The following is a 15,959-nucleotide window of genomic DNA, read 5'->3' as shown; positions in this document are numbered from 1 at the left end:
TAGGCTGGTCGCGTGGTGACGACGCTGCTGCTCGACGTGGACGGCGTGCTGCTGGTGCCCGCGGGCAGCCTCGATCCCAACGAGGAGTTGCTGGCCGTGCTGCCCCGGCTCGCGGTCGACGGCGTGTACCTGGTCACCAATCAGAGCCCGCGCCGCGCGGCTGTGATCCGTGAGCTGCTGGGCGGGCGGCCCGGCATCAGCGGGGTGCTGGTGTCGTACGAGATAGGTTTTCTGAAGCCGCAGCGGGCGTTCTTCGAGCGGGCCCTGGCCGAGATCGGGCGTACGCCCGACGAATGCCTGTTCGTCGACGACAAGCCGGTCTACGTCGCGGGCGGCACGGCCGCCGGGATCGACAGCGTGCTGTTCTGCGACAACAACCGGCTTTTCGAGCTGCTGCGCGACCGCGGCCTGCTCTGAAACGGCCCCGGGCGCGCAACGGTCGTTCAGGATCCGGCGGGCAGCGCGTCGGCGACCGAAGCCGGGGGACGGTGCTTGACGCGGCGCAGCGACTTCGGCAGCAGCGCCTTCTCGATGAGGGCGAGCACACCCTCGATGGTCAGGCAGAGCAGCGCCACCAGCATGCCGCCGGCCAGCACCTGGCCGCCTCCCGAGGCCAGGCCCAGCCCGAAGCCCCGGCTGATGATCATGCCGAGGCCGCCGCCGTTGACGAACGCCGCCAGGGTGGCGGTCGCCACGACCTGCACCGCGGCGATGCGGAACCCGTTGGCCAGATACGGCACCGCGAGCGGCAGCTCGACCTTGCGCAGCAGCTGCCAGGCGGACAGGCCCATGCCCCGGCCCGCGTCGCGCACCTCCGGATCGACCTCACGCACGCCCAGGTAGGCGTTGGCCAGCAGTGGCGGGATCGCGAACAGGGACAGCGCCAGGATGATCGCCTTCGGGCCGAAGCCGATCGCGGTGAGCGGGAAGATGGTGAGCAGCGCGACCGTGGGCACGGCGCGGCTGAGGTTGGTCACCGTCACCACCGCGGCGCCGCCGCGGCCGACGTGCCCCATCCACACGCCCAGCGGCCAGGCGACCGCGCAGCCCAGGGCCACCGCGGCCGCGGAGATCCACAGGTGCTCCCCCGTGCGCGAGATGATCCCGTCCGGATTGGTCCAGTTCAGCGGATCGTTCAGCCAGACGATCGCGTCGTCGATCACGCTCATGCCTTCTCCTCGCTGCGCTCGTCGGCGGCATGGGTGGTAGGCCCCTGATTCGCTCGCTTACGCTCGCTCATGCCTTCTCCTCGCTGCGCTCGTCGGCGGCATGGGTGGTAGGCCCCTGATTCGCTCGCTTACGCTCGCTCATGCGGTCCTCCGCCGGGTCCAGGGCATGATGACGCGGCCCACGGCGAGCAGGACCAGGTCGAGGACCAGGGCGAGGGCCACGCAGAGCAGCGTCGCCGTCATGATCTGCGGACGGTAGTAGTTGCTGTTGAAGCCGCCGATGATCAGTTCGCCGAGGCCGCCCCAGCCGGCGATCTCGCCGACCGTGACCAGCGCCACCGTGGAGACCGTGGCGATGCGCAGGCCGGTCATGATGCCGGGCAGCGCCAGCGGCAGCTCGATGCGCCACAGCATGGCGCGCCTGCCGTAGCCCATGCCGCGGGCGCTGTCGAGCACGTCGGCGGGCACCTGGCGCAGTGCGGTCAACGTGTTGCGCACGATGGTGAGCAGCGCGTACATCGTCAGTCCGATCAGCACGGCGGTGGGCTGGACGATGCCCGTGAACGGCGCGAGGAACGCGAACAGCGCGAGCGAGGGGACGGTGTAGAGCACACCGGTGAAACCGAGGATCGGCCCGGACAGCGCGCCGACGCGGTACGCCAGGATCGCCAGCGGGATCGCGATCACCGTCGCCAGTGCCACGGCGACTAAGGTCAGCATGAGGTGTTCGCGTAGCGCGGCGAGCAGGGTGTCGGTGTTCTGGCTGACGTAGCTCCAGGAGAACCAGGGGTTGCGCGGATCGTCGCCCGGTGCGCCCAGGCCGAGCACGGCGTCGTTGACCTTGGAGGGCATAGGTGAACCGTACCGCTGCGGTGTCGATCAGGTTGGAGGGCGTACGCAAGCAGTACGACGGCGGCACGGTCGCGGTCCGCGAGCTGAGTCTGGAGCTGCCCGCCGGCGAGCTGACCGTGCTGGTCGGGCCGTCGGGCTGCGGCAAGTCCACCATCCTGCGGATGATCAACCGGCTGATCGAGCCGTCGGGCGGGCGGATGTGGCTCGGCGACGACGAGATCACCGCGGTGGACCCGATCGCGCTGCGGCGGCGCATCGGATACGTCATCCAGAACGTGGGCCTGTTCCCGCACCAGACCGTACGCGACAACGTCGGCACCGTGCCGAAGCTGCTCGGCTGGCCCAAGGGGCAGGTCGCCGAGCGCACCGCGGAGCTGCTGGACCTGGTCGGCCTCGACCCGGCCCGCTACGCCGACCGTTATCCGCACGAGCTGTCCGGCGGGCAGCGCCAGCGCGTCGGGGTGGCCCGGGCCTTGGCCGCCGACCCGGTGGTGCTGCTGATGGACGAGCCGTTCTCGGCCGTCGACCCGATCGTGCGCGGGCGGCTGCAGGACGAGTTCCTGCGCCTGCAGCAGACGGTCCGCAAGACCATCGTCTTCGTCACCCACGACGTCGACGAGGCGGTGCGGCTCGGCGACCGGATCGCGGTGTTGTCCGAGGGCGGCCAGCTGGAGCAGTTCGCGCCCCCGGCCGAGGTGCTGTCGAAGCCGGCGAACACGTTCGTCGCCGAGTTCGTCGGCGCGGACCGCGGCATTAAGCTGCTGGCGGTCACCCCGATCCCGCGTGAAGGCCTGCGCCCGCTGCCCGACGGCGACCACGAGGCCCCGTCGGTGCCGGTGGACGGCTCGCTGCGCGACGCGCTCGCCGCGCTGCTGGAGGGCGAAACCGGCTGGGTCGCGGTCCGCGACGGGAACGACGTCCTCGGCATCCTCACCCCCGAGGACGTCTACGCCGTACTGCGTCGCTGACCCGGCTCCCGGCCCGCGGGGCCGCCTACGCGAATGCCTGAGCGAGTGCCGGAGCCCGGTGCGCCGTCGACCGAGCCCGCGGCCCGCGTGCGGCCGTCAAGGTCATCGGACTTGCCTGGCACCTGTGGGAAAGCGTGCCCAAGATACGCACGGGTGCCAGGCAAGTCGAGCGATCATGGTGTGTTGGGCGGGCCGAACCAGGTGGTGAGGGCGTCGGGGAGGCCGGTGGGGTCGTCGGGGGCGGGACTGACCCAGGCGATGTAGCCGTCGGGGCGGATCAGGAGCGCCGGGGGAGTGCCGGGATCGCGCGGGCGGGCCGCGACCAGGTCGACGCGGTCGCGCCAGGGGGCGGCCGCGGCGGCGAGGGCCGGGCCGCCGGTGAGGTCGAGCAGCAGCGGGCGGGCGGTGCGCTGCAGTGATGCGAGGCGGATGCGCCGACCGTGGTGCATCAGCCGCAGGTCGGGCGACATCCGCCCGAGCAGGGGACGACCATCGGCCATCGGGTACGGCAGATCCAGGCCCGCGACGGCGTCGGCGACCTCGCGCAGGAACCCGGGTTCGCGCAGCCGCGCCGCGTACGCCTCCCGCCGGGCGGTCACCTCGTCGCCGGGGGCCATCAGCTCGGCCTGCTCCCGGGTGCGGTCCAGGGCCTGCCGGGCCTGCGGCACACGTTCCGACTGGTAGGTGTCGAGCAGGCTGTCAGGGGCCTGGCCGCGGGCGACCAGGGCCAGCTTCCAGGCCAGATTGACCGCGTCCTGCAGGCCGAGGTTGAGATTGGACCCGCCGAACCCGGCGAACACGTGCGCGGCGTCGCCCACCACGAACGCCCGGCCCGCGCGGTACGGGTCGGCCAGCCGGTTGTTGCGGTCGGTGAGCCGGCGCAGGATCCACGGGCGGCCTTCGGCGGGCGGGTCCGCGACCGGGATGTCGGCGCCGACCACCCGGGACAGGCTCGCCCGGGCCTCGGCGACGGACATCGGCACCTGCTCGCCGGGTGCCTCCGCATCCCACTCGTGGGTGCTCAGCACATGCACGCCGGGGATGAACGAGGCGAACGAGAACGCCCCGTGCGCCGTACGGTGCAGCTGGTAGGGCCGGTACACGGTGCCGTCGGCGGCGCGCAGCGCCCCGGCGGGGGTGAGCGCGGCACGGGGCAGCACCACGTGCGCCATCCGGATGACGACCTCGCGGCTGGTCTCGCCGGGGAAGCCGATCCCGGCGGCCTTGCGTACGGCGCTGTGCGAGCCGTCGCAGCCGACGAGGTACGCCGCCCGGAGCCGGTATCGGCCGTCGGGGCCGTCGACCTCGACGGTCACGCCGTCGCCGTCCTGGGTCAGGCCGGCGCACGTGTGTCCACGCCGGACGTCCGCGCCCAGTGCGCGGGCGTGTACCTCGAACGTCTCCTCCATCCGGCGCTGCGGCACCGCGAGCACGTGCAGGGGGTTCGTGTCACGCAGGCGGCGCAGGTCGAGCCGGAATCCGGCGTGCGAGAAGCCGCGCACGGGGCGTGGCCGGTCGCCGTACGCCCCGGTGAACCAGCGCTGGACCAGGGCCCTGGGGCCGTGGTCGTGGCGGGCCAGGGCGCGGTAGAGCCCGCGCCGGTACAGCACGGTGACGACCTGGCCGACCAGGCCGTTGGCGCGCGGCACGGGGTCGGGCTCGGTGCGGCGTTCCAGCACCACCACGCTCACCCCGCCCAGGCGCAGCTCGGCGGCGAGCATCAGCCCGGTCGGGCCGCCCCCGGAGATCACCACGTCGGCGTCCATCGCCGGCCTCCCCTCGATCGTTGTTGTCAACCGTAGTTGACATTACGCGAAGGCGTCAACCTTGGTTGACAGAACGCCCGGTCGACCCATCACCGTGCGCCGATCTCTTCTGCTAACCTGCGACGGGTGACCACACTGGACGCGCTCACCGCCGCGTACACCCGGTGGGTCATGCCTGATCTGCCGCTCTACGGCAACGATCACGAGCGTGGTGACCTCGCTCCCTGACGGTTCACGCCCTTCGCGAATCCGTCCGCCTCGTCTCAGGGGAGCCCTTGCCGTGTCCGTCGAACCGTCCACCGTCACCGTGCCCGAAAGCCCGTCCGTCCGCCGCGAGTCCGCCACGGCCTCGTCGGCGTTTCTGTCCGTGTTGCGCTCCGCGCAGGTGCCGCGCATCCTCGGCGCTAGCGTGCTCGGCCGCCTGCCGCTGGGGTCCGCGCCACTGGCCCTGCTGCTGGCCGCGCACGAGTCCATGTCCCTGGGCTGGGCCGGAGTCGTCGTCGGCGCGTACACCGCCGGCAGCGCCGTCGGTCAGCCACTGGTGGCCCGCCTCGCCGACCGCGGCCGGCAGGGGCCGCCGCTGTGGGTCGCGGCCGCCGTCTCCACCATCGCGTTCGCGGTGCTCGCCCTGCTTCCCGCGCCGCCCGTGGCCGCGGCGTCCGCAGCCTTCGCGGGGCTCGGCGCGCCACCGTTCGGGGCGTGCATGCGCGCCCTGTGGCGGGACGTCGTCGGCGAGCGGCTGGTGCCGACGGCCTACACCCTCGACGTCACCGCGCAGGAACTCATCTTCATCGTGGGGCCGCTGCTGACCATGGCGGCGGTGGCTCTCGGCGGTCCGCCGGCCGGGCTGCTCGCCACCGCGGCCGTGCAACTGGCGGGCACCGCGCTCTACACCACCGCGCCCGCGGTGCGCCGCCTGCGCTCGGTATCCGCGGCGCGGCACTGGAGCGGGCCGCTGCGCTCCGGCCGCCTGCTCCAGATCCTGGCCGCCACCGTGCTCATCGGGTTCGGCATCGGCGCGACGACCGTCGCGGTCGCCGAGTACGCGGCCGCGGCGGGTCGTCCGTCCTGGGGTGGCTGGCTGCTTGCCGCCCAGGCGGTCGGAGCGCTGGCGGGCGGCCTGGCCTTCTCCCGGCTGGTCTCCGCGAACCCAGCGGGGCGGCTGGCGGGTGTCGTGGTCCTGCTGGCCGCGAGCTACCTGCCGCTGGCGCTCACCCTGTCGCTGCCGCTGACCGGGCTGGCGCTGGTCGTCACCGGGCTGTGGCTGCCGCCCGCGCTCACCGGCATCTTCCTGGTCGTCGACCGGGTCGCACCACCGGGCACCGCGGTCGAGGCGTTCGCCTGGATCGCGACCGCGTTCGCGGTGGGCAGCGGCGCGGGCGCGGCCGTGGCCGGCACGGTCGTCCAGGGCTGGGGCGCGACGGCCGGGTTCCTGCTCGCGCCGCCGGCCATCCTGTGCGGGGCCGGGTTGCTCGCGCTCCTCACCCGCTGGGGGCGCTTGCGCTGAGCGTGTCCTGAGCGGAATGCGGATCTGTGGCCGCCGTGCCCGCGGCGGACACAGACCCGGCAGGCCGCCTGTCGCGTGGGTGGGGCGCAGGCGGGGCTGCCGGGAGGCGGTCCAGCTGCCGCCAGAGGCCGGGCGAGAGTACGGGCAGCAGCGTCGCGCCGAGGTAGCACGCGCCGAAGACCAGCAGAGCCGAGGTCAGTCCGATGTGCTCCACCGCCCAGCCGCCGAGCAGGCTGCCCAGCGGGATGCCCGCGAACCCGATCGCGTTGGACAGGCTGAGCACCCGGGCCTGCAGGTGCGCGGGCACCCGCTCGAACATGGTCGCGGCGAGGATCGGGTTGACCGCGGCCATCGCCAGCCCGGACACGAATGCTGCGGCCAGCACCAGCGTCAGGCTGTCGGACAGTGCCATCACGGCCAGCCGGGGCGAGCCGCCGATCAGGAACCCGATGGTGAACACGGCGTAGCGTGGCGCGCGTGGCGCGAGCGCGGTGAAGACCAGGTTGCCCAGCACCGCGCCGAGTCCGAATGCGGCGCTCACCCAGCCCAGCGCCTCCGGCGAGCCGAGCACCTCGTCGACCCAGACCGGCACGAACACCGCCGCGTTGGCCTGGTCGGCCAGGTTGGTCACGAACAGCATGGCCAGGATGCCCAGCATCAGCCGGTTGCCGCGGATGAAGTCCACGCCGCCGCGCAGCGCGGCCAGGTACGGCTCCGGTGGCGGAGCGTCGGCGGGAGTGTCCGTGGTGCGGGCGGGCACGAGGGCCGCCACCAGCACCGCGCACACGACGAACGAGACGCCGTCGAGCAGCACCGTGCGCGGTGCGCCGACCGCGGCGATCAGCACCCCGCCCAGGGCCGCGCCGAGCAGCCCGGCCAGCCGGTTCGCCCCGTCGTAGACGGTGGTGGCGCGGGTCATGTCCACCCCGGACGCCGCGATGGTCGAGGGCAGCAGCACCCGCTTGGCGCAGTCGCCGAGCCCGCGGAGCGCCCCGGCGAGCACGAGCAGCACCAGCAGCACGCCGAATCCGCCGCGCTGCCCGAACGCCACGGCCGCCATCACCGCGGCGCTGGCCAGGTCGGCGACGATGGACACCCGGCGCGGGCCGATCCGGTCGACCAGGGGCGCGCCGAGCGGTCCGATCAGGACGTACGGCAGCAGCTCGGCCGCCGCCGCCAGGCCCATCCGGGACGGGCTGCCCGTGGTGACCAGCACCAGCCAGGGAATGGCCAGGAACGTCAGCACGCTGCCGACCTTCGAGACGGTGCCCGCGATCAGCAGGCCGACCAGGCCTTTCACGGCGTCTCCTCGGGGAACGGCAGCACCTGGAACTGCACGTGGACGCGGGCGGTGCCCTCGGGCGCGGGAGCGTCGAGGTCGAAGCGCCGGTAGCGCTCGAACAACGCGAACAGCTCGGCCTGCAGTTCCTTCGTCTCCTCGGGGGTGAGTTGCCCGGCCCAGTCGCTGATGGTGCCGACGCGCTGCCACTGCGGGGGGCGGGTGGCGTACTCGTCGAGGGCGCGGTCGACGCGGGCGGCGTATTGGGCGGCCACGGCGCGCAGGTAGGCCTCGAAGTCGCCGAAGGATTCCGGATCGACGTGGTCCACGGTCGTGCCGCGGTGTGCCGCGCGCCACCAGCGTTCACGGGCGTTGCCGCGGGCCGGTTCGTCGGTCACGAAGCCGTAGAGGGCCAGCTGGCGCAGGTGGTAACTGGTTGCGGCACTGGACAGGCCGAGCTGGGCGGCGAGCAGGGTGGCGGTGGAGGGTCCGCGCTCGCGCAGCAGCCCCAGCAGGCGCACGCGCAAGGGGTGGGCGAGCCCGCGCAGGGTTCGCGGGTCGAGGGTGATGCGTTCAGCGGCCATGACCGCCAACATATCTTTGCAAAGACTTCTTGGCAATTGCTTCGGGGTCGTTCCGCCCGAACGGCCCGCGCCGCATCCGGTCCCCCGCCTCCCCGCCGTCCTCGGCCGGCGCCGAGCCGCAGAAGAACGCGCCGGTCAGACGTGGTTAGGCGTTAAGAAGGGCACCTTCTATAACGCGGAGCGTTAAGAAGGTGCCCTTCCTTTGTCCTGAGTTCCGTTACTCGTGGGCGATGGCGGTGAGGACGTTGATGCGGGAGGCGCGGATGGCGGGCAGGATGGCGGCGAGGACGCCCAGGGCCACACCGGCGGCCAGGTAGAGGCCGATGGCGTTCCACGGCACGGCGAGGGTCTTCAGGCCCTCGTCGGCCAGGCCCTGGACCACGGCCGCGCCGAGTCCGACGCCGACGGCCACGCCGAGCAGCACGCCGAACAAGGTGATCACCACGGCCTCGACGGTGATCATGCGCATGGTCGCCGCCCGGCTCAGCCCGATGGCCCGCAGCAGGCCCAGTTCGCGGGTGCGCTCCAGCACCGACAGCGCCAGGGTGTTGATGACGCCCAGCACCGCGATGACGATGGCCAGGCCCAGCAGAATCTGGATCATGAGGAGCAGCTGCGCGCCCTCGCCCAGTTCCCGGTCCAGATACTGCTGCTTGTCCTCGACCAGCATCTCCGGGCTGTCGACCAGCAGCGCCTCCAGCCCTGTGCGGGCCGCCGCGGCGTCCGCGCCGTCGGCGAGCCGGACGTAGGCGAACGACGGCTGCGGGAAGCGCATCCCCGGCACCACGTCGGTGCCGAAGATGAAGCCGCCGTAGAACGGCACCCGCTGGTAGACGCCGCTGATCCGGTAGGACGCCGGCTCGCCCTTGGGCAGCTTCACGGTGACCGTGCTGCCGACCGTCAACCCGGCCTCGGTCGCGTTCTGGTCGTCGACGACGACCTCGCCCGGCCCCGGCTGGGCCAATGAGCCCGCGACGGTCACCAGGGACAGGTCCCGCACGACGGCCGGCAGGTCGGTCACCGCGGCCGCCCAGCTCGGCTCCTCGTTGATCAGGGCCTGGTCGTTGTACTCGGCGGTGACCGTGCCGATGCCGGGCACCGCCCGCATCCGCGGCAGCAGCGCCTCGTCGAACGTCGGCAGCACGCCCGGCGACTCCTGACCCGAGATGATCAGGTCGGCCTGGAAGCCGGTCTCGGCATCCCCGCGCAGGCTGCGGTCGGCCGAGGAGATCGTGGTGTTCACGCCGGTGATCAGGGCCACGCCGACCATCAGCGCGGCCGCGGTGATCGCGGTGCGACGGGGATTGCGCCCGGAGTTGAGCCGGCCCAGCCGTCCCGGCACCGACCACGAGAACAACCTGCCGAGCACCGACACCACCGGGCGGGCCAGCACCGGGCTCAGCAGCGACACCCCGATGAACGTGGCGAGCACCCCGCCCAGCAGCAGCCACATCACCGCGTCGCCGCTCGTGGCGAGGCCGAACGCGATCGCGCCCGCGCCCAGTGCGCCGATCACGGCGCCGCTGACCGTCAGCCTGGTCAGCGGGCGGTCCGGGGTGGCGACCTCCTGCAATGCGGCGACCGGGGGCACCCGGGAGGCGCGCAGCGCGGGCAGCAGCGCGGCGACCACCGTCACGCCGATGCCGACGGCGAACGCGCTGATCACCGCGGCGAGCGGCACGCCGATGGAGGCCAGCACGATGCTGCTGAAGTCGGCGGCGAACTTCGCCAGCAGCGCGCCGACACCGACACCCGCGGCCAGGCCCAGGACCGAGGCGAGCAGGCCGATGGCCAGGGCTTCGACCAGAACCGAGCCGATCACCTGGCGGCGGCTCGCGCCCAGCGCCCGGCTGAGCGCCAGTTCCCTGGTCCGCTGCGCCACGATGATCGAGAAGGTGTTGAGGATGAGGAAGGTGCCGACGAACAGCGCCACTCCGGCGAAGCCCAGCAGGATGTTGTTGAACAGCGACAGGATCGTCTTGAAGTCGCCCGCGATGGCCGCGGCGGCCTCCTGCCCGGTCTGCACGACGTACCTGTCGCCGAGCCGCGACTTGATCGCATCGCGCAGGGCGGCGGGGTCGGTGCCGGGTGCGGCGGTCACGTCGAGACTGGTGTACGCGCCCGGCGCGCCCAGCATCAGCTCCTGGGCCACCGGCTCGGTGAACCGGACCTCGTGCACGGGTCCCTGGCCGGGCAGGCCGCCCTCGTAGCCGAAGACGCCGACCAGCGTGAACAGCTGCTTGGGTTTGGTGGTGAGCACGCCGACCCGGTCGCCGACCTTGAGCTTGCTCAGCTCGGCCAGGGTCACGTTGATCGCGATCTCGTCGGCGGCGGTCGGCCCACGGCCCTCGCGCAGCTCCAGGCCGCCGGTCTCGCCGGTCCAGTTCGCGCCGAAGCGCGGCGGGCCGAACGAGGCGACGACCTTGCCGTCCGTGCCGATCACGCGGGCGCCGTCGGCCTGCACCACGCCGACGACCTCGGCGACGCCGGGCACCGCGGCCACGGCGTCGCGGTCGGCGGCGGCCAGCATGCCGGGCACCGACTCGCCCTCCAGCTCGGACACGTCGATCGCCGGGCGGGCGGTGACCAGCACGTCGGTCTCGGCCATGGCGGAGGAGAACATGTTGTCGAACGAGCGGCCCAGCGCGTCGGTCAGCACGAACGAGCCGGACACGAACATCACGCCGAGCAGCACGGCCAGGCCCGACAGGACCAGGCGCAGCTTGCGGGCGAGCAGGCTCTTCAGGGTGGCGCGCAGCATCAGAGTTCGGTCCCGAGCTGCGCGGGGCGGTCCAGGCTCTTCAGGGTGTCCAGCACCCGCTCCGGGGTGGGCCCGGTCAGCTCCGCGACGATCTGCCCGTCGGCCAGGAAGATGACCCGGTCGGCGTAGGACGCGGCCACGGCGTCGTGGGTGACCATGACGATGGTCTGGCCGTACTCGGTGACGCTGCGGCGCAGGAAGCCCAGCACCTCGGCGCCGGAACGGCTGTCCAGGTTGCCGGTGGGCTCGTCGGCGAAGACGACCTCAGGCCGGGAGACGAGCGCGCGGGCGCAGGCGACGCGCTGCTGCTGGCCGCCGGAGAGCTGGTTCGGGCGGTGGCCGAGCCGGTCGCCCAGGCCCACCGTGTCGATGACGGTCCTGAACCACTCCTGGTCGGGCTTGCGCCCGGCGATGGCCAGCGGGAGCAGGATGTTCTCCTGCGCGGTCAGCGTCGGCAGCAGGTTGAACTGCTGGAAGATGAAGCCGATCTTCTCGCGGCGCAGCCGGGTCAGCCCGGCGTCGTTGAGGCCGGTGACCTCGGTGTCGCCGACGAACACCTGGCCGCGGCTGACCGAGTCCAGGCCCGCGAGGCAGTGCATGAGGGTGGACTTGCCGGAGCCGGACGGGCCCATGATGGCGGTGAAGCGGCCGCGCTCGAGCTCGACGTCGACCCCGCGCAGGGCGACCACCTGCGCCTCGCCGGTGCCGTAGACCTTCCATACCTGGGACGCGCGGGCCGCGGAGGTCTCCACGCGCTGGCGGATCAGGGGCGGGGCTGCTGTTGTCATGAGTTCTTCCCTCGGCCGGTCGGCGACATGGACCGGCCGGCCGCGAAGCCAAGGCGGGGGCACGCGACCGGCCGGTGTACTCATCGTCGGCGGGAAAGACCTCGCGGACCTCGGCCCGCGGGGTGAGCGTCCCCGGGCTTCCGCACACGGGGAAGGCCCCACGCCCGGGTCAGGGGCGACCCTGACCCGGGCGGGCGCTCACTCGTACGAGATGGCGTCCAGCACGTTGAGCCGGGCCGCCATGCGCGCCGGGATGACCGCCGCCAGCACCCCGGCCACGACCGCGGCCAGGAGGTACTGCCCCAGCTCCAGCCACGGGATCGCGATGACCGTCGCGAACTCCAGCGTCATCAGCGCCTTGGTGAACGCGGCCCCGAGGCCGACCCCGAGAGCCAGCCCGAGGAGGACGCCGAACACCGTGATCAGCACCGACTCGACGGTGACCATCCAGACCAGGCCCGACCGGCTCAGCCCCACCGCGCGGACCAGGCCCAGCTCGCGGGTGCGCTCGACGATGCTGAGCACCAGCGTGTTCAGGATGCCCAGCAGCGCGATGACCAGGGCCACCAGCAGCAGGATCTGCACCGCGATCAGCAGGAAGTCGTAGCTGGCGGTGGCCTGGTCGACGTAGGACTGCCGGTCGCCGACCTGCACACCCGGGTAGTCCTTCATGATCGTTTCGATCCGCTCGACCACCGGGGCCGCGTCGACGCCGTCGTTCAGCGAGACGAAGCCCTGGAACGCCAGCGGCCCGGGGAAGTCCGCGACCGCGGCCTCGCCGACCAGGATGCCCTGGATGATCGGTGTCGCCTGGTACACGCCGACCACGGTGTAGTCGCGGGTCACCCCGCCGATCGCCACCGGAGTCCGGTCACCCGCCTTGAGCTTGAGCGTCTCGGCGATGTTGTCGTCGAGCACCAGCTCCTGCGCGGCCAGGGTGCGGATCGTGCCGTCGGTCGCGTCGATCGGGAACATGCGCGCCGCCTGGCCGACGTCGGTGGCGAAGATGCCGAACGCCTGCGGCTGCCCGGCGACGCTCACCCCGAGCGCGTCGAAGTGCCAGGCCGCGGCCTCCTTCACGCCCGGAATGGCACGCACCTGCTCCAGCGCCTTCGGGTTGAAGCCCTGGCGACCGTCGGGCGCGGCGGTGACGCTCGCCTGGATCATCACCTCCACGCCGATGTTCTCGCCCATGATGTCCTCCAGGCTGGTCTTGAAGGACTGGACCACGGTCGCGGTCATGCCGATCACGGTGACGCCGATGATGATCGCGGCGGCGGTGACGGCGGTGCGGCGCGGGTTGCGCGCCGCGTTGCGTACCCCGAGGTTGCCCGCCGAACCCCGGCCGATCAGCGCGCCGAGCCCCCGCACGATCGGGCGGGCGAGCAGTGGCGACAGCAGCAGCGCCCCGATGAACACCAGCACCGCGCCGCCGAGCAGCACCAGGAACGCGGTGCCGCCGAGATCCGCGAACGCGCCGAGCAGCACCAGGCCGATGCCCGGCAGCGCGAACACCGCGCCCACGATCGACAGCGCGGTCAGCGACTTGTCCGGGCGCACCACGTCGCGCATCGCGGCCACCGGCGGCACCGACGAGGCCCGCACCGCGGGCACGAACGCGGCCACCAGCGTCACCACGACACCCAGCAGGTACGCCAGGATCACCGTGAGCGGCGCGACGACCAGCCCGGCACTGGGCAGCGCCACCTCGCTGGTGATCGCCGCCTCGCCCGCCGCGGCGACGCCGATGCCGGCCGCGAGGCCCACTGTCGCGCCGACCAGGCTGACGATCAGCGCCTCCAGCAGCACCGAGCCGGCGACCTGGCCCCACCCGGCGCCCAGCGCCCGCAGCAGCGCCAGCTCGCGGGTGCGCTGCGCGACGATGATGTTGAACGTGTTGAAGATCAGGAAGACGCCGACCACGCCCGCGACCACCGCGAACCCGATCAGGATGTACTTGAACACGTCGAACAGCACGCCGACCTGCGCCGACTGCTCCTCGCTGCTCTCCTGGCCGGTCAGCGCCTTGAACCCGTCCGGCAGCTGCTCGACGATCCGCTGCTTGAGCACGTCGTCGCTGACGCCGTCCTCGGCGGCGAACGACGCGCCCCCGTACAGGCCCGTCGCACCGTAGAAGGTCTGCTGCGCGAACGCCTGCTGGAACATGACCACGACCTCGCCGGCGAGGCTGTCGCGGCCGCCGGAGTAGCCGGCCACGCCGACGACGGTGAACGAGCGCGGCTCGTTGAGCACCGGCAGGTACACCTTCAGCTGGTCGCCGCGCTTGACCTTGGCCAGCTCGGCGGTGTGCGCGGTGATCGCCACCTCGCCCTCGGCGGTGGGCCAGCGGCCCTCGCGCAGCTCGACCAGGCCCAGCGGGTCGTCCTTGCCGTCCACGCCGAAGCCGAGCGCCGCGTCGGCGCTGACCGGCTCGCCGTCGGTGCCCCGGAACGGGATCACACCCTGGGCGCTGACGTCCGGCGAGAAGGCCTTGACGCCGTCGACCTCGGACAGGGCGCGCAGCTGCGCGTCGGTCAGCCGGGCGGGCTCGACCGCCTGCGGGTCTTTCGCCTGCACCACCACCGACACGTTCTGGTTGATGGTGCTGAACAGGGCGGTGAACCGCGCGTTCAGGGTGTCCGACAGCACCAGGCTGCCGGACAGGAACGCCACCGACAGCACGATGGCGAAGACGGCCAGCGACAGGCGCAGTTTGCGCTGCAGCAGGCCGCGGAGGCTGGCCTTGATCATTCCGTGGCCCCCGTGCCCACGACGTCCAGGCGCTTGATGCGGTCCAGCACCGCGTCCGCCGTCGGCTCGAGCAGCTCGTCGACGATCTGGCCGTCGGCGAGGAAGATGACGCGGTCGGCGTAGCTCGCGGCGTTCGCGTCGTGGGTGACCATGACGATGGTCTGGCCGTGCTCGGTGACGCTGCGGCGCAGGAAGGTCAGGATCTCGGCGCCGGAGCGGCTGTCCAGGTTGCCGGTCGGCTCGTCGGCGAAGATGACCTCGGGCTGCGACACCAGCGCGCGGGCGCAGGCGACGCGCTGCTGCTGGCCGCCGGAGAGCTGGCTGGGGCGGTGGTGCAGCCGGTCGCCCAGCGCCACCGTGTCGATGACGGTCTTGAACCACTGCGGGTCGGGCTTGCGCCCGGCGATGGCCAGCGGGAGCAGGATGTTCTCCTCCGCGGTCAGCGTCGGCAGCAGGTTGAACTGCTGGAAGATGAAGCCCACCTTCTCCCGGCGCAGCCGGGTCAGGCCCGCGTCGCCGAGCCCGTTCAGTGCCGTGTCGCCGATGGCGAGCTGGCCGCGGGTGGCCGAGTCCAGGCCCGCCATGCAGTGCATCAGGGTCGACTTGCCGCTGCCGGACGGGCCCATGATGGCCGTGAACCGGCCGCGTTCGAGCTCGACGCTCACCCCGCGCAGGGCGATCACCTGCGCCTCGCCCGAGCCGTACACCTTCCAAAGATCAGCCGCGCGGGCCGCGGCGCCAGCACCCGTGACGGGCGTGTCGGTTACCGGAGAAGTCATGCCCACAGGCTGTCAGCGCCTGTCCACCCCTCCCTCAGACCTCGGGACGGTCTTCCGGGCGGCGGGCTCCTCCTCAGGTAGTAGAGCCGGGTCGTACCAGGCCCGTCTCGTACGCCAGCACCACGGCCTGCACCCGGTCGCGTAGTCCCAGCTTGGTCAGCATGTGCCCGACGTGCGTCTTGACCGTGGTCTCGCTCACCGTCAGCGCCCGCGCGATCTCGGCATTGGACAGTCCGCGGGCCACGTGCACCAGCACCTCGCGCTCGCGCTCGGTCAGCGTGCCCAGCGAGTGCGGCACGGTCGCGTCCGGGTCGGGCAGCAGCCCGGCGAAGCGGTCCAGCAACCGGCGCAGGATGCGCGGCGCGACCACGGCCTCGCCCGCGGCGACGGTGCGGATCGCGGCCACCAGTTCCTCGGCCGGCACGTCCTTGGCCAGGAAGCCGCTGGCCCCGGCGCGCAGCGCGCCGACCACGTAGTCGTCCAGGTCGAACGTGGTCAGGATGAGCACGTGCACCGGCAGCTTCGCCGCGGTGATGTCGCGGGTGGCGGCCACCCCGTCGCGGCGCGGCATGCGTACGTCCATCAGCACCACGTCGGGCAGCAGCCGCCGGGCCAGGTCCACGGCCTCCGCGCCGTCGGCGGCCTCGCCGACGATGTCGAGATCGGGCTCGGCGCCCAGCACCATGCGGAAACCGCTGCGCAGCAGCGGCTGGTCGTCGGCGAGCAGCACCCGGATCGGCTTCACGATGCGACCA

General features: G+C 72.6%; 13 protein-coding genes. 3 read left to right on the top strand and 10 right to left on the bottom strand.

Annotated elements, in window-relative coordinates; translation table 11 throughout:
* Positions 1 to 12: 12 nt before the first annotated feature.
* Positions 13 to 417: an HAD family hydrolase gene (locus FLL47_RS37925; protein WP_144127496.1), complete on the top strand. Its 405-nt coding sequence runs from the start codon at positions 13 to 15 to the stop codon at positions 415 to 417.
* Between the two features lie 26 nt (positions 418 to 443).
* Here FLL47_RS37925 and FLL47_RS37920 read toward each other — a convergent pair whose 3' ends face one another.
* Together FLL47_RS37920 and FLL47_RS37915 are read right to left on the bottom strand one after the other, a co-directional pair.
* The gene (locus FLL47_RS37920; protein WP_144127495.1) at positions 444 to 1,169 is read right to left on the bottom strand and encodes an ABC transporter permease; all 726 of its coding nucleotides are present in this window, start codon (positions 1,167 to 1,169) and stop codon (positions 444 to 446) included.
* A 138-nt stretch (positions 1,170 to 1,307) separates the two neighbouring features.
* Entirely contained in the window at positions 1,308 to 2,021 is a 714-nt protein-coding gene (locus FLL47_RS37915) for an ABC transporter permease (RefSeq protein ID WP_144127494.1), read from the bottom strand.
* 2 nt (positions 2,022 to 2,023) lie between these two features.
* Between FLL47_RS37915 and FLL47_RS37910 the strand changes: the two genes are divergently transcribed.
* Positions 2,024 to 2,989: an ABC transporter ATP-binding protein gene (locus FLL47_RS37910; RefSeq protein WP_144127493.1), complete on the top strand. Its 966-nt coding sequence runs from the start codon at positions 2,024 to 2,026 to the stop codon at positions 2,987 to 2,989.
* A 173-nt stretch (positions 2,990 to 3,162) separates the two neighbouring features.
* On the opposite strand, the gene FLL47_RS37905 is transcribed toward FLL47_RS37910, so the two are convergent.
* A complete protein-coding gene (locus FLL47_RS37905) occupies positions 3,163 to 4,755 on the bottom strand; it encodes an FAD-dependent monooxygenase (RefSeq protein ID WP_144127492.1) in 1,593 nt (530 codons plus the stop codon).
* A gap of 280 nt (positions 4,756 to 5,035) precedes the next feature.
* Between FLL47_RS37905 and FLL47_RS37900 the strand changes: the two genes are divergently transcribed.
* The gene (locus FLL47_RS37900; RefSeq protein ID WP_144127491.1) at positions 5,036 to 6,262 is read left to right on the top strand and encodes an MFS transporter; all 1,227 of its coding nucleotides are present in this window, start codon (positions 5,036 to 5,038) and stop codon (positions 6,260 to 6,262) included.
* Here FLL47_RS37900 and FLL47_RS37895 read toward each other — a convergent pair.
* The 7 genes from FLL47_RS37895 to FLL47_RS37865 all read right to left on the bottom strand — a co-directional run bounded on the left by FLL47_RS37895 (position 6,237) and on the right by FLL47_RS37865 (position 15,952).
* Positions 6,237 to 7,562, bottom strand: coding sequence for an MFS transporter (locus FLL47_RS37895; RefSeq protein ID WP_144127490.1), 1,326 nt, complete (start codon positions 7,560 to 7,562; stop codon positions 6,237 to 6,239). The two genes, FLL47_RS37900 and FLL47_RS37895, sit on opposite strands and share 26 nt — an antisense overlap.
* Positions 7,559 to 8,125: a helix-turn-helix domain-containing protein gene (locus FLL47_RS37890; RefSeq protein WP_246159198.1), complete on the bottom strand. Its 567-nt coding sequence runs from the start codon at positions 8,123 to 8,125 to the stop codon at positions 7,559 to 7,561. The genes FLL47_RS37895 and FLL47_RS37890 overlap by 4 nt, the downstream gene beginning before the upstream one ends.
* Positions 8,126 to 8,342: 217 nt before the next feature.
* Positions 8,343 to 10,886: an ABC transporter permease gene (locus FLL47_RS37885; RefSeq protein ID WP_144127488.1), complete on the bottom strand. Its 2,544-nt coding sequence runs from the start codon at positions 10,884 to 10,886 to the stop codon at positions 8,343 to 8,345.
* A complete protein-coding gene (locus FLL47_RS37880) occupies positions 10,886 to 11,674 on the bottom strand; it encodes an ABC transporter ATP-binding protein (RefSeq protein ID WP_144127487.1) in 789 nt (262 codons plus the stop codon). Before FLL47_RS37880 ends, FLL47_RS37885 begins: the two co-directional genes overlap by 1 nt.
* A gap of 198 nt (positions 11,675 to 11,872) precedes the next feature.
* A complete protein-coding gene (locus FLL47_RS37875; RefSeq protein ID WP_144127486.1) occupies positions 11,873 to 14,425 on the bottom strand; it encodes an ABC transporter permease in 2,553 nt (850 codons plus the stop codon).
* A complete protein-coding gene (locus FLL47_RS37870) occupies positions 14,422 to 15,204 on the bottom strand; it encodes an ABC transporter ATP-binding protein (protein WP_144127485.1) in 783 nt (260 codons plus the stop codon). The genes FLL47_RS37875 and FLL47_RS37870 overlap by 4 nt, the downstream gene beginning before the upstream one ends.
* Before the next feature lie 73 nt (positions 15,205 to 15,277).
* Positions 15,278 to 15,952 (bottom strand): response regulator, encoded by a 675-nt coding sequence (locus tag FLL47_RS37865; protein ID WP_425457809.1) that lies wholly within the window; start codon positions 15,950 to 15,952, stop codon positions 15,278 to 15,280.
* Between the last annotated feature and the right edge of the window lie 7 nt (positions 15,953 to 15,959).

Origin of the sequence: Catellatospora sichuanensis (assembly GCF_007483665.1) — a bacterium.
Lineage (GTDB): Bacteria > Actinomycetota > Actinomycetes > Mycobacteriales > Micromonosporaceae > Catellatospora > Catellatospora sichuanensis.
Note: the sequence above shows the minus strand (reverse complement) of the source record. Positions and strands in the feature narration are given on the sequence as shown.